The sequence below is a fragment of the Janthinobacterium sp. GW822-FHT07H10 genome (assembly GCF_058798675.1).
Window position 1 is genome coordinate 177,405 of record NZ_JBXAKS010000001.1, and the last position, 13,124, is coordinate 190,528.

The 13,124-nt window shown below is 62.5% G+C and carries 14 protein-coding genes; 9 read left to right on the forward strand and 5 right to left on the reverse strand.

Annotated features, from left to right (window positions below; translation table 11 throughout):
• The first annotated feature begins 224 nt into the window (after positions 1-224).
• The 4 genes from AC1RDJ_RS00810 to AC1RDJ_RS00825 all read left to right on the forward strand — a co-directional run bounded on the left by AC1RDJ_RS00810 (position 225) and on the right by AC1RDJ_RS00825 (position 3,497).
• The gene (locus tag AC1RDJ_RS00810) at positions 225-875 is read left to right on the forward strand and encodes a TetR/AcrR family transcriptional regulator (RefSeq protein ID WP_071321795.1); all 651 of its coding nucleotides are present in this window, start codon (positions 225-227) and stop codon (positions 873-875) included.
• Between the two features lie 168 nt (positions 876-1,043).
• Positions 1,044-1,694, forward strand: coding sequence for a protein-L-isoaspartate O-methyltransferase family protein (locus tag AC1RDJ_RS00815; RefSeq protein WP_071321796.1), 651 nt, complete (start codon positions 1,044-1,046; stop codon positions 1,692-1,694).
• Positions 1,695-1,709: 15 nt separating this feature from the next.
• On the forward strand, positions 1,710-2,033 hold the full coding sequence (locus AC1RDJ_RS00820; protein ID WP_071321797.1) for a rhodanese-like domain-containing protein: 324 nt from the start codon (positions 1,710-1,712) through the stop codon (positions 2,031-2,033).
• A 144-nt stretch (positions 2,034-2,177) separates the two neighbouring features.
• A complete protein-coding gene (locus tag AC1RDJ_RS00825) occupies positions 2,178-3,497 on the forward strand; it encodes a TolC family outer membrane protein (protein ID WP_071321798.1) in 1,320 nt (439 codons plus the stop codon).
• Positions 3,498-3,570: 73 nt separating this feature from the next.
• Here the strand turns inward: AC1RDJ_RS00825 and AC1RDJ_RS00830 are convergent, their stop codons facing one another.
• Positions 3,571-4,038 carry a DMT family transporter gene (locus AC1RDJ_RS00830; RefSeq protein ID WP_493026250.1) on the reverse strand — a complete coding sequence of 156 codons (468 nt, stop codon included), beginning with the start codon at positions 4,036-4,038 and terminating at the stop codon, positions 3,571-3,573.
• Positions 4,039-4,131: 93 nt separating this feature from the next.
• Between AC1RDJ_RS00830 and AC1RDJ_RS00835 the strand changes: the two genes are divergently transcribed.
• Positions 4,132-5,031 carry a LysR substrate-binding domain-containing protein gene (locus tag AC1RDJ_RS00835; protein WP_493026251.1) on the forward strand — a complete coding sequence of 300 codons (900 nt, stop codon included), beginning with the start codon at positions 4,132-4,134 and terminating at the stop codon, positions 5,029-5,031.
• A 6-nt stretch (positions 5,032-5,037) separates the two neighbouring features.
• Here AC1RDJ_RS00835 and gloA read toward each other — a convergent pair whose 3' ends face one another.
• The 4 genes from gloA to AC1RDJ_RS00855 all read right to left on the reverse strand — a co-directional run bounded on the left by gloA (position 5,038) and on the right by AC1RDJ_RS00855 (position 7,700).
• Positions 5,038-5,445 (reverse strand): lactoylglutathione lyase, encoded by a 408-nt coding sequence (gene gloA / locus AC1RDJ_RS00840; RefSeq protein ID WP_493026252.1) that lies wholly within the window; start codon positions 5,443-5,445, stop codon positions 5,038-5,040.
• A 113-nt stretch (positions 5,446-5,558) separates the two neighbouring features.
• On the reverse strand, positions 5,559-5,981 hold the full coding sequence (locus AC1RDJ_RS00845) for an OsmC family protein (protein ID WP_071321801.1): 423 nt from the start codon (positions 5,979-5,981) through the stop codon (positions 5,559-5,561).
• A 102-nt stretch (positions 5,982-6,083) separates the two neighbouring features.
• Positions 6,084-7,394 carry a PQQ-dependent sugar dehydrogenase gene (locus AC1RDJ_RS00850; RefSeq protein WP_493026253.1) on the reverse strand — a complete coding sequence of 437 codons (1,311 nt, stop codon included), beginning with the start codon at positions 7,392-7,394 and terminating at the stop codon, positions 6,084-6,086.
• A 39-nt stretch (positions 7,395-7,433) separates the two neighbouring features.
• Positions 7,434-7,700, reverse strand: a complete 267-nt coding sequence (locus tag AC1RDJ_RS00855) for a hypothetical protein (protein WP_493026254.1) — start codon at positions 7,698-7,700, stop codon at positions 7,434-7,436.
• Between the two features lie 264 nt (positions 7,701-7,964).
• Between AC1RDJ_RS00855 and AC1RDJ_RS00860 the strand changes: the two genes are divergently transcribed.
• The 4 genes from AC1RDJ_RS00860 to grpE all read left to right on the forward strand — a co-directional run bounded on the left by AC1RDJ_RS00860 (position 7,965) and on the right by grpE (position 13,037).
• Positions 7,965-8,924: an NAD kinase gene (locus tag AC1RDJ_RS00860; protein WP_232251024.1), complete on the forward strand. Its 960-nt coding sequence runs from the start codon at positions 7,965-7,967 to the stop codon at positions 8,922-8,924.
• 48 nt (positions 8,925-8,972) lie between these two features.
• On the forward strand, positions 8,973-10,640 hold the full coding sequence (recN, locus tag AC1RDJ_RS00865; RefSeq protein ID WP_071321804.1) for a DNA repair protein RecN: 1,668 nt from the start codon (positions 8,973-8,975) through the stop codon (positions 10,638-10,640).
• A gap of 270 nt (positions 10,641-10,910) precedes the next feature.
• The gene (gene hemH / locus AC1RDJ_RS00870; protein ID WP_493026255.1) at positions 10,911-12,020 is read left to right on the forward strand and encodes a ferrochelatase; all 1,110 of its coding nucleotides are present in this window, start codon (positions 10,911-10,913) and stop codon (positions 12,018-12,020) included.
• 480 nt (positions 12,021-12,500) lie between these two features.
• Positions 12,501-13,037: a nucleotide exchange factor GrpE gene (gene grpE, locus AC1RDJ_RS00875; protein WP_071321806.1), complete on the forward strand. Its 537-nt coding sequence runs from the start codon at positions 12,501-12,503 to the stop codon at positions 13,035-13,037.
• Positions 13,038-13,124: the final 87 nt, after the last annotated feature.

A 13,124-nucleotide genomic window follows, 5' to 3' on the forward strand; every position in this document is an offset into this window, starting at 1 on the left:
ACTGCGCAAAACGCGGGTTGAACTGCATGCAGGCCTGTCCGAAGCCGTGTCTGTCCTTGCCTGGTGTGGCCGGTGGACGCGGCCGGTGGCGGCCCGGAGGGTACAATGCAGTCACTTCGATGCCAGGCGAGGTGTCCCGTGCGGCCTTTGCAGGCCGGCGCTTGACCTTCCCTGTAGACAAGTCTAATATTAATGACTCAAAAGTAAGTTACCCGGAATGACACATGCACGCCCCGATTGATACCAAGCCCCGCTGGGAGCGGCGCAAGGATGCCCGCCCACAGGAGTTGCTCGCCGCCGCCCTCGACCTGTTCGTCGAACGCGGCTTCGCGTCGACGCGTCTGGAGGATGTGGCCAAGCGGGCCGGCGTGTCGAAGGGGACCTTGTATCTGTACTTTGAGAATAAACAAGAGCTGTTCAAGGCCGTGGTGCGCGACAATATCGTGCATTCCATCGGCGAGGCGGAAGACAGCCTGGCCGCCTCCGACAGCAGCAGTGCCGAGTTGTTGCGCAGCATGATGATGCAGTGGTGGGAAGAGTTTGGCGCCACCAAGCTGGCCGGCTTGACCAAGCTGATGCTGGCCGAAGCGAACAATTTCCCGGAACTGGCGCAGTTTTACAACGAAGAAGTGGTCGCGCGCGGCAATGCGCTGATCACCACCCTGCTGGAACGGGGCATGCGCCGCGGCGAATTCCGCCAGGTCGATCCCGTGCTGGTCAGCGCCATCCTGAGCGCGCCCGTCACCATGCTGATGATGTGGACGCATTCCTTCCTGCCGTGCGAGGTCAAGAATATTGATCCTGTCGCGTACATGGATGCCTTTCTCGACATGAGCTTGCGCAGCCTGCAGGTGGAGGCGCCCGGGAAAAGCTGATGCGCGGGGCCGGCCGCTACCGTTCAGTTGCCCCTTTCCAAGGTTCGCCCCCCCAAATCTGCAGATCGTCGCAAATTTCCTCCATCCCCCGTCTTTATGGTTAACATGTGCTTTCAGCCAGTTCAACGATAAAATGGCGGATTATTACTTCACTTACCGAGTCCAAAGATGAATATCGAACAAGCCCGCTTCAATATGATCGAACAGCAAATCCGTCCATGGGACGTACTGGATCTCGACGTGCTGGAGCTGTTGAACGTGGTCAAGCGTGAAGATTTCGTGCCGGCCGCCTATAAAAACCTGGCCTTCGTCGATACTGAAATCCCACTGGGCGGCGGCGAAAGCATGTTCACGCCGAAGCTGGAAGCGCGTATTTTGCAGGACGTTGCCGTCAAAAAGCACGAAAATGTGCTGGAAATCGGCACTGGCAGCGGCTACATGGCGGCGTTGCTGGCGCACAAGGCGCGTCACGTGACGAGCGTGGAAATCGTGCCCCAGTTGAAAACCCTGGCCGAGCAGAACCTGGCCGCCAACGGCGTCACGAATGTCACCGTGGAACTGGGCGATGGCGCCCAGGGCTGGAGCAAGGGCGCGCCCTACGATGTAATCGTCGTTTCCGGCGCCCTGTCCGTGTTGCCGGAAGCACTGTTGCAACAAGTAAAAGTGGGCGGCCGCATCCTGGCCATCATCGGCGAAGCACCGATCATGTCGGCACACCTGATCACCCGCAGCTCGGACAAGGCCTACGATACGCGCAAGCTGTTCGAGACCAATGTGACGCCGCTGCAAGCCGTCGCGCCGTCGCACTTCCAGTTCTGAGACGACGGAGATTCGATGGAGCATTTGAGCGCACCGCAGCTGGCCGCCTGGCTGGCTGATACCACCCGCCCGCGTCCCTTCCTGCTGGATGTGCGCGAGCAGTGGGAGTTTGAGTTGTGCCACCTCGACGGCGCGACCCTGATGCAGATGAATTCGATTCCGGCGCGCATCGACGACCTCGATGAAGATGCCGAGATCGTCTGCATCTGCCACCACGGCGCGCGCAGCATGCAAGTGGCCGCCTTCCTGGAACGCAATGGTTTTGGCAAGATCAGTAATTTGACGGGCGGCGTTCATGCCTGGGCTGTGCAAGTCGACAGCGCAATGCCTAAATACTAAGTTATTTTGCAGTAGATGCACCCAGGCATGCTTTCCCGCATGCCTGCGGATGCCTGTACCCCGCTCCTACCCGGACGGGCGCAAGGCAAGCTGTAGCAGATTTTTGATTCCATCAACTTTTGACGACTCCAACGGAGAAATGCAATGCGGAAACCCCTTATCGCCGTGCTGATGACCAGCGCTTTTTTCTCGCTCAACACACAGGCGGCCGATCTCATCCAGGTGTACCAGCAGGCGCTGGCCAACGACGCGCAGTATGCCAGCGCGCGCGCGGCCCTGTCGGCCGGGATGGAGCGGGTACCGCAGGGGCTGTCAGGCTTGCTGCCGCAAATCTCCGCATCGGGCACGAATACGCGCGGCAACCAGGAACCCATTGCCCTGATCAATGGCAACAAGATCACCATGCCGACCGTCAGCGTGCACACGAATACCTACAACCTGACCCTGGCGCAACCGCTGTTCCGCTGGGATCGCTGGGAAACCTATCAGCAAAGCAAGCTGGCGCAGGCCATCGCCGAAGCGCAATTTGCACAAGTGCAGCAAGACCTGATCACGCGCGTGGCGCAAGCGTATTTCGACGTGCTCAGCGCGCAAGACAACCTGGGCGCGACGCAGGCGCAAAAGGTGGCCACGACGGAGCAGCTGGCATCGGCCAAGCGCAACTTCGAAGTCGGCACGCAAACGATTACCGACACGCATGAAGCGCAAGCGGCCTACGACCTGGTGGTGGCGCAGGAATTTGCCGCCATCAATGACCTGGCCAACAAGCGCAGCGCCCTGCAAACCATCATCGGCGAAGCGCCGACCGCGCTGGCGCCGATGCGCACGGGCGTGGTCATCAGCGCGCCGGAACCGGCCGCCATCGAGCCGTGGGTATCGTCCGCCGAAGAGCAGAACTATGGCGTCGTCACGGCCCAGTTCAACGTGGAATCGGCCAAGCGCGATATCGGCCGCAACCGTGCCGGCCACTATCCGACCCTGGACCTGATCGCCAACACGGGCCACACCTACACCACGGGCGGCGGCGGCGGCGCCAACAACAACGCCATCGGCGTGCAGTGGAGCATCCCGATCTTCAGCGGCTTCGCCGTCACCAGCAAGGTGCGCGAATCGATCGCGCTGGAAAACAAGGCCCGCAACGACCTGGAAACGGCACGCCGCACGGCATCGCAGGGCGCGCGCCAGGCTTTCCTCGGCGTCAACAGCGGCCTGGCCCAGGTGAAGGCGCTGGAAGCGGCGGAAGTGTCGAGCAAATCGGCGCTGGAATCGAACCAGCTTGGCTATCAAGTGGGCGTGCGCATCAATATCGACGTCTTGAATGCGCAGAAACAACTGTTTTCGACGCAAAAAGACCTGTCGAAAGCCCGCTACGACACCATCATGAACGGCTTGCGCCTGAAGTCGGCGGCCGGCACCCTGAAGGAAACGGATCTGTTGCCAGTGAACGCCTTGCTGGACAAGTAATCTTTTTCTCCAGAGTCAGATCAAAACCAGCCCCGGCAACGGCGCTGGTTTTTTTTCGTCCAATCAGGCGTATTCAGGCCGCGCGGCTGTTGGCCACTTGCGTGAGGATCACGCCCGCCACCACGAGGCCCGCGCCCGTCCAGTGCAGCGGCGAAATGTGCTTGACGGCAAAACCCAGCAAGCCGTAGCGGTCGATGGCCAGCGCGGCCAGCATCTGTCCGCCGATGACGGCCGCCATGAAGGGGCCGGAGCCCATGCGCGGCGCCAGCATCAGCGCGGCCGTAATATAAAACACGCCGGCTGCGCCACCCAGCCAGGACCAGCCAGGGCCGCGCACGGCCAGCGCGACATCGGGCGCCGGTACGCGCCAGAACAGCATCAGCAGCGAAGCGAGCACGGCGCTGACGCCCAGCGAGGCGACAGTGGCCCACAGCGGGTGTCCCAGGTTGCGGCCCAGCGCGGCATTCGCGCCCGCCTGGAAAGGGACGACGGCGCCGGCCAGCATGGCCAGCGGGGCAAACAAGGTGATCCATCCATGCATAGGCGACTCCATCTTTGTTGAGTTGATGGCCTCATCGTATTATGCTGTGATGACTAAATCCAATTCGTAGTTTGTCATTAAACTATGCACGAAATGAATAATCTGCGCGCCGTCGATTTGAACTTGCTGGTGATCCTGGAGGCGTTGCTCAGCGAGCGCCATTTGTCGCGCGCGGCCGAACGCCTGCATATGAGCCAGCCTGCCGTCAGCCATGCGCTGGCGCGCCTGCGCCACCTGCTCGATGATCCATTGCTGTTGCGTGGCAAGGGTGGCTTCCAGCCGACGGCGCGCGCGCTGGCCCTCGCGCGGCCGCTGGCCGAGGCCTTGCAAAGCGTGCGTTCCGTGCTCGGTGGCGCCATCTTCGAGGCGGCCACGGCGCAGCGCACGTTTCGCCTGGCGATGTCCGACTATGGCGCGGCCCTGATCCTGCCGCGCTTGCTGCGCCGCTTGCGCGTGGAAGCGCCCGGCATCGACCTGGCCGTCAGTTATGCCAGCCGGCCGGCCGTCGTGGCCGGCGTGCAGGATGGCGAGATCGACTTGGCGCTGGGCGTGTTCCCGCAACTGCCCGAGCAGTTACATCGAGAAACCTTATTCGAGGAAACCTTCATATGCGCGCTGGACCCGGCTAGCCTGGCCGACGGCGAAACATTGAACCTGGAAACGTATCTGGCGCGGCCGCATGTGCTGGTGGCGTCCAGCGAGGGCGGCATGGCGGCCGAAGTCGATGCGGCGCTGGCCCGGCTGGGCCAGGCGCGCCGCATCGCCGTGCGCTTGCCGCACTGGACGGTTACGCCCGATATCGTGCTGGGGACGGATTTGATACTGACGGTGGCGCGGCGCGCCGTGCAGGGAAGCGCAGCGCAGGGGCTGGCGCTGCATGCGCCGCCATTTGCCATCGCGCCGTTTGCATTTGAAGCGATACGCCACCACCGCACGGATGGCGATGCGGGCATCGCCTGGCTGCGCGCGGCCATTGCCGCGGCAACCATCTGAATCACCTTACAGGCCGCCGCCCTGGCCGTCGAACTTGCGTTCGATCAATTCGATCTTGTAGCCGTCCGGATCGGTGATGAAGGCGATGACGGTATTGCCGCCCTTGACCGGGCCCGGTTCGCGCGTGACGTTGCCGCCATTCGCCCGCGCCGCATCGCAGGCGGCGGCGATGTCGTCGGCCGAGATGGCGATGTGGCCATAGGCCGTGCCCAGCTCGTAGCTGGTGGTGCCATAGTTATACGTCAGTTCCAGTTCCGCGTGGTCGGGATTCGCGCCGTAGCCGACGAAGGCCAGCGTGTATTGGTATTCCGGGTTGTCGCTGGTGCGCAGCAGCTTCATGCCCAGGACGTTGGTGTAAAAATCGATGGAGCGCTGCAGGTCGCCGACCCGCAACATGGTGTGCAAAATACGCATCGTAAATCCTTGATGGTGATAGGGGAATGGCAGGATTTTATGCGCTTTACGGCTTTTGTGCCGAGACCGCCCCTGCCGCCCGCTTGCACAGGGGGCGGCGGACGGTGGCGTGCTTACTCCAGATGGGCGTCCAGCGTGATGTCCGTGGCCAGCAATTTGGACACGGGGCAACCGAGCTTGGCGCGCAGGGCCGCATCCTGGAAGGCTTCCTCGGTGGCGCCAGGTATGGTCGCCACGAGGGTCAGGTGGACGGCCGTGATGGCATAGCTGCCATCGATCTTTTCCAGGGTGACATCGGCCGTGGTTTTCAGGGCCGTGGCGCGCATGCCCGCCTCGCCCAGCTGGCCGGACAGGGCCATGGTGAAGCAGGCCGCATGGGCGGCGCCGATCAGCTCTTCCGGATTGCTGCCGGGGCCATCCTCGAAGCGCGTGTTGAAGCCGTAAGCCACATTGTCGAGCGCGCCGCTTTGGGTGGAAATAAATCCTTTGCCATCTTTGAGGCCGCCACTCCAGACGGCCGATCCTGTTTTTTTCATGATGTACTCCTTGCGTGGTTCGAGCGTCCATCATGCGCGCCAGCGCTTGCCGCTTCCGTTCGTTGCGCCACACAGGGGGCGCATGCAGGGGCGCAAATAGGTTCAGGGCGCCGGTGCCACGCGCCAGATGACGTTGCCCACGTCGTCCGCCACCAGCAGCGCGCCCGCCTTGTCGATGGCCACGCCGACGGGACGCCCCTGCGCCTTGCCGTTCCTGTCGAGGAAGCCGGCGACGACATCCTGCGGCGGGCCATTGGGCACGCCATTGGCAAACGGCACGAAGATGACCTTGTAGCCGCTGAACGGCTTGCGGTTCCACGAGCCGTGCTGGCCGATGAAGGCGCCGCCGCGGTAGCGCGCGGGCAGCAAGGTGCCGTCATAGAACGCCAGTCCCAGCGAGGCCGTGTGCGCGCCGAGCGCGTAGTCGGGCGAGACGGCCGTGGCGACCAGTTCGGGACGCGGCGGCTTGACGCGCGCATCGACATGCTGGCCGAAATAACTGTAGGGCCAGCCATAGAAGCCGCCGTCCTTGACCGAGGTCATATAGTCCGGCACGAGGTCGTTGCCCAGTTCGTCGCGTTCATTGACGGCCGTCCAGAGCGCCCCCGTCTGCGGCTGCCAGGCCATGCCGTTCGGGTTGCGCAAGCCCGTCGCGTACACGCGCGCCTTGCCCGTGGCCCGCGTGAATTGCCAGATGGCGGCGCGGCCGTCTTCGGCCGACGTGCCGTTCTCGCCCACATTGCTGTTCGAGCCGACGGAGACGTATAAAAACTTGCCGTCGGGGCTGGCGATGACGTTCTTGGTCCAGTGGTGATTGATGGGGCCGCCAGGCAAGTCCATCACCTTGACCCCCGGGGCTGCGATGCTGGTCTGCCCCGTTGCATAGGGAAAGCGCACGAGGGCGTCGGCATTGGCGATATACAGTTCGTTGCCTACCAGGGCCATGCCGAATGGCGAGTTCAAGCCTTGCAGGAAGACGCTGCGGGTCTGCGCCACGCCGTTCGCATCGATGCCACGCAGCAAGGTGATGCGGTTGGCGCTGGGCGTGGCGGCGCCCGCCTTTTTCATCTGCATCTGCATGATGGCGCCCTTGATGCCCTGGCTGTCTTCGGGTTTCGGCGGCGCATTCGTTTCCGCCACGAGCACGTCGCCATTCGGCAAGACATACAGCCAGCGCGGATGGTCGAGGTCGCGTGCATACGCGCGGATGGCCAGGCCGGCCGCCACCGCGGGGCGTTGCCCGGCCGTCCACCTTTGCACGGGCGCAACATTGACGGTGGGAATCCATTGCTTGTCGGGCGCGGGCAACGCGGGCTGGGGGCCGAAGCCGACGGGCATGGCTGGCGCCTGCGCCTGGGCGAGGCCGGCGCAGCAGCTGGCAAGCAACAGGATGGAGCGAACAGAGGTGTGCATGGCGTACTCCTGTAACGCAGCGGTGCAGTGGAGTTGGACTCAGCGCGCCTTCTTCGGTTCCGCTTGCGCATCGGGGCGGGCCTGCCGCGGGGCGGCCGGCTTGACCTTTTCCACGCCCGGCTGGGCGCGCCGGTCCGTGTCGACCAGACCTTGCTCGAGGTCGCTGGCCGCCTGCTGCATGACCTTGCGCGGGCGTATGTTTTGCGCGTCTGGCGATTCGTCGCGTTCGTGCGGCAAGCGGTCGACGCCGTCGTTGCTGACCTTGGCATCGGTATTGATCTTGCGCTCGCTATGTGGGGTAACCATATGGCCTCCTGGGGCGAAAAGAATGACTGATGCCAGTGTCCCGTTGCCACAGGCCGCATGCAAGCGGATTTGTTCGTGCTGGGAGCGCTGGCGCACGCATGGCGAATTCTTTTTCTGCGCTACACTGCGGCAACACTTATAAACGCCCCTTGCCGGCACACGGCAGCCGCACTATACTGTGCATATATACAGTATCATGCGATGCCGGCGTGCAGTGCGACAGCCAGGGGCAACTTGCCACCGAATTTATTTGCCGAGATTTTTATGCCCGCCGAAAAACACGCCGAAGCGCCAGCAGCCAGTTCGCCAGCCCCGGGACATCCGTTCAACCTGGGGGCCAAGACCATTGCCCTGGTCGTGCGCCAGAATACGGATGGCATTGCCGAGCCCGTGAAAAGCATCGTCGATTTCTTGCAGGTGCTGGGTCATACCGTTGTCTTTGAAGCGGAAACGGCCGCGCACCTGAACCTGGCATTTCCCGGCGTGCGCGCCATGTCGCCCGCCGAGATCGGCGCCGCCGCCGATTGCGCCATCGTCATGGGCGGCGACGGCACCATGCTGGGTATTGCGCGTCAGCTGGCGCCATTCGACGTTCCTTTGATCGGTATCAATCAAGGGCGATTGGGCTTCATGACCGATATTCCGCTCGAGCGTATGCTGCCCGTACTGGCGCAAATTCTCGGCGGCCGTTTCAAGGCCGAGCGCCGCACCTTGCTCGAAGGCAGCGTGCTGCGTGACGGCCAGTCGATCCACGTGGGCATGGCCGTCAATGACGTCGTCGTCTCGCGCGGCGCTGGCGCCGGCATGGCGGAATTGCGCGTCGAGGTTGACGGGCACTTCATGTACAACCAGCGTTCGGATGGCTTGATTATTTCCACGCCCACGGGCTCGACCGCGTATTCGCTGTCGGCCGGCGGCCCGCTGCTGCACCCGACCCTGGGCGGCATCGTGCTCGTGCCGATCGCCCCGCATGCGCTGTCGAATCGCCCTATCGTCTTGCCCGATTCCAGCCAGATCGTCGTGGAAATCGTGCGCGGGCGCGATATCAGCGTCAATTTCGACATGCAGACGTTTGCCAGCCTGATCCAGCAAGACCGCATCATCATTCGCCGTTCGCCGCACACGATTACCTTCCTGCATCCGGAGGGGTGGAGTTACTACAACACCCTGCGTGAAAAACTGCACTGGAACGAATATCCGTCGGGCGAGGGCAAGCTCAGCTAACCAGTTTCTTCACGCTAACCCGCGGTGCGCCGCCTAACTACAGAAGCCATGCTCCATACACTGTCCATCCGCGATTTTGTCATTGTCGATACCATTGAACTGGAATTTTCCGCTGGCTTCAGCGTGCTGACGGGCGAGACGGGCGCCGGCAAGTCCATCCTCATCGATGCGCTGACGCTGGCGCTGGGCGGCCGCGGCGACGCCAGCGTGGTGCGCGAGGGGGCGGCCAAGGCCGACATCACGGCCGACTTTTCCGTCAGCGAGGTGGCGCAGGCGTGGCTGGCGGCCAATGAATTTGCCAACGACGAGGGCGGCGCCCTGCTGCGCCGCGTGATCGACAATGCGGGCCGCTCGAAAGCCTACATCAACGGCATCCCCGCCACGGCCGCGCAGCTGCGCGAGCTTGGCGACATGCTGGTCGACATCCACGGCCAGCACGCGCACCAGTCCTTGCTGAAAAGCGAGGCGCAGCGCGCCCTGCTCGACGGCCAGGCGACGGCGCGCGAGGCGGGCGCGGAACAGGATGCGCGGCAAGTGGCGGCGCTGCACAAGCGCTGGCGCGCGCTGGTGCGTCAGCGCGAGGAATTCGAAACGAATGCCGCCAACGTGCTGTACGAGCGCGAACGCCTCGAATGGCAAGTGGGCGAACTGGAAAAACTGGCGGCCAAGCCAGGCGAATGGACGGAGATCACGAACGAGCACAGCCGCCTGTCGCACGCGGCCAGCCTGCTGGAAGGGGCGCAGGAAGCGCTGGCGATTATTTCCGAGCAGGAAGACCACCCGATCGTCTCGCAACTGTCGGCCCTGAACCAGAAACTGGGCAAGCTGGTGTCCGTCGATGCGGAACTGCAGCCTATCGTCGACCTGATCGAATCGTCGCGCATCCAGCTGCAGGAATCCGTGTATGCGCTGAACAATTACCTGGACCGCGTGGAACTGGACCCGGACCGCCTGCACCAGCTCGATGCGCGCATGGAAGCGATGCACAGCACGGCGCGCAAGTTCCGCGTCACGCCCGAGGAATTGCCCGACGAACACGCCAAGCTGTCGGAAAAGCTCCAGCACCTGGCCGACGCTTCCGATATCGAAGGCTTGCTGCGCCAGGAAGCGAAGATCGAGGCCGAGTACCGCAGCGTGGCCGAACGGTTGTCAGGCACGCGCCGCGCCGCTGCCCTGGAGCTGGGGCACGCCGTCACGCGCGCCATGCAGGAGCTGAGCATGACGGGTGGCAGCTTCGAGATTGCCTTGAACCCGTGCGAGCCGGCCGCCCACGGCCTGGAACAAGTCGAGTTTCTCGTCGCCGGCCATGCGGGCACGGCGCCCCGTTCGCTGGCCAAGGTGGCGTCCGGCGGCGAGCTGGCGCGCATCGCGCTGGCCATCTCCGTCATCACCTCGCATGCCACCACCACGCCGACCCTGATCTTCGACGAAGTCGACAGCGGCATCGGCGGCGCCGTCGCCGAAGTGGTGGGGCGTCTGTTGAAACGCCTGGGGCAAGGGCGACAAGTGCTGTGCGTGACCCATTTGCCGCAAGTGGCCAGCCAGGCCAACCAGCATTTCCAGGTGGCAAAAAGCACCCTGGACAATGGCAAGACGGCGTCGCGCATCGACATGCTCGATGCCAAGGCCAGGGTGGAAGAGGTAGCGCGCATGCTGGGCGGCCTGGAAATCACGGCCACCACGCGCAAGCATGCACGCGAATTGCTGGCCATCTAGTACACCCAAGCCAAGCTGCTGCGCGTCGCGATTGCGGCCTGCGAGGCCCACTGCCTCGGCGGCCCCGTGCTTCGCACAGCTGCGCTGCTCGGGTCAACGGGGGCGCCGAGCCTCGCTGCCGCTCGCGACGGTTTTATGAGGTGTTGTGAGCATAAACCGGTCTGGCGAAAATGGCAGTTGGCCTGATGCCGTTCCTTTCCAGCTTTCCGATGTTGATGCAATGTAACTATAATGGTTGGCTAATCCGTCCAACGTCTTCGAAGAGCCTTCATGTCATTTCAAGCAGAACCTCCGTACACGCATGGCAGCATCGACCGCAGCGCCGTGGTGCTGGTCAACCTGGGCACGCCCGATGCGCCGACCTCGTCGGCAGTGCGACGCTATCTGAAGCAATTCCTGTCCGACCCGCGCGTGGTGGAGATTCCCCGCATCGTCTGGTGGTTCATCCTGCATCTGATCATCCTGCCGTTTCGTTCTGGCCAGTCGGCCAAGAAATACGCGTCGATCTGGACGCGCGACGGCTCGCCCCTGAAGGTGCACACGCAAAAGCAGGCGAAATTGCTGGCCGGCGCCCTGGCCGAGCGCGGCCATGATGGCGTCACCGTCGCCATGGCCATGCGCTACGGTTCGCCATCGTTGCCCGAGGTGCTGGCGCAACTGAAAAGCGCGGGCTGCGAGCGCATCGCCATCCTGCCGGCCTATCCGCAATACTCGGGCACGACGACGGGCTCCATCTATGACGCCGTGTTTGCCCACTACGCCACGGTGCGTAATGTGCCGGAATTGCGCTTCATCAAGCAATACCACGAGCACGACACGTATATCGACGCCCTGCGCGACTCCGTGCTGAACCACTGGGAAGCGCATGGCCGGCCGGAAAAGCTGGTGATGAGCTTTCATGGCGTGCCGAAGCGCACCTTGCTGCTGGGCGACCCCTATCACTGCCAATGCCTGAAAACGGCGCGCCTGCTGGCGGAGAAGTTGAAACTGACCAAAGAGCAATATGTGGTGACCTTCCAGTCGCGCTTTGGCAAGGCCGAATGGCTGCAGCCATACACGGCGCCCACCCTGGTGGCGCTGGCGCAGCAGGGCGTCAAGCGCGTCGATTTGCTGTGTCCGGGTTTTACCAGCGATTGCCTGGAGACGCTGGAAGAGATCGCCATGGAAGCCAAGCATGATTTCGAGGCGGCCGGCGGCCAGCACTTCCATTACATCGCGTGCTTGAATGAAACGCCTGTCTGGATCGCCGGGCTGGCGGAAATTGCCGAACAGCATATGATCGGCTGGCCGACGATGAAGACGGCGGCGCAGCGCGAAGCGGACAAGAAGCATGGCGAGCAGGCGCGCACGGCGGCCCTGGCCCTGGGCGCCGCCAACTAGAAATAGTTGCTTTTATTGAATGTAAAGCCGCGCTTGCGCGGCTTTGTCATCTCTGGCGCAAGCATGAGGTTTTCCAAATAGCAACACCAGCAGTGGTAATGGCCTTGGGCGGGCTGGTAGAATGCCGGCTTTGCTGGGGGGAACCAGGCTGTATCAGAGGGAGCGCACGGCTTGTTGCCCGAAATGGGAAGCGATTTGTAATAAGCTGTAACATTAGCCGACGTAAAGCTTGGCGTTGACGCCAATACCCCTTGAAACAGTAGGATATAGCCCCATCTGCCGGTTAGTGTTGTAAAGATGTATAGCCTAACCCATTTAACGACGCCAAACAAAACCGTAGCGCGGATGTGATTCGTCGCTGAAAGGCGTAGCTGTGCGAATGCACGGAGACGCCGAGTCAGTGAAGCTCGGAAGCCGCGTATCGCGACGCGCAACAGGTTTTGGCAGGCGTTACAAGCCATTGATTGTAGGAGCTTTTAGATGCAAGATCAGGAAAACCAAGCTGTACCTAATCCGCAAGCGGACGCCGCGGCGACTGCCCCATCGACTCCCGCAGAGCCAACTTTGGAAGAGCAGCTGGCGAGTACCGAAGCGCGTCTTGCAGAGATGCACGATGCCTTCATGCGTGCCAAGGCCGATGGCGAAAATATCCGCCGCCGCGCGCAGGAAGATGTTGCTAAAGCGCATAAATTTGCAGTGGAAAGCTTTGCCGAAGCCATGGTGCCAGTGAAAGACAGCCTGGAAACGGCGCTGACGGTGGAAGCACCGACGATCGAGTCCTTGAAAGAGGGCGTCGAGCTGACCTTGAAGCAATTGAATGCCGCGTTCGAGCGCAACCGCCTGGTGGAAGTCTTGCCAGTGCAGGGCGAAAAGCTCGATCCGATGAAACACCAGGCTGTTGCCGTGGTGCCAGCGGAGCAGGAAGCCAATACCATCGTGTCCGTCCTGCAAAAGGGCTATATGATTGCGGACCGCCTGCTGCGTCCAGCCATTGTAACGACCGCGCAAGCAAAATAATCAGAGGGCGGCATCAAGCAAGCCTTGAAACCATGCCGCTTTGCCACATATAAGAACCATCTGAAATCTAGCAAATAAAAGGAAAAA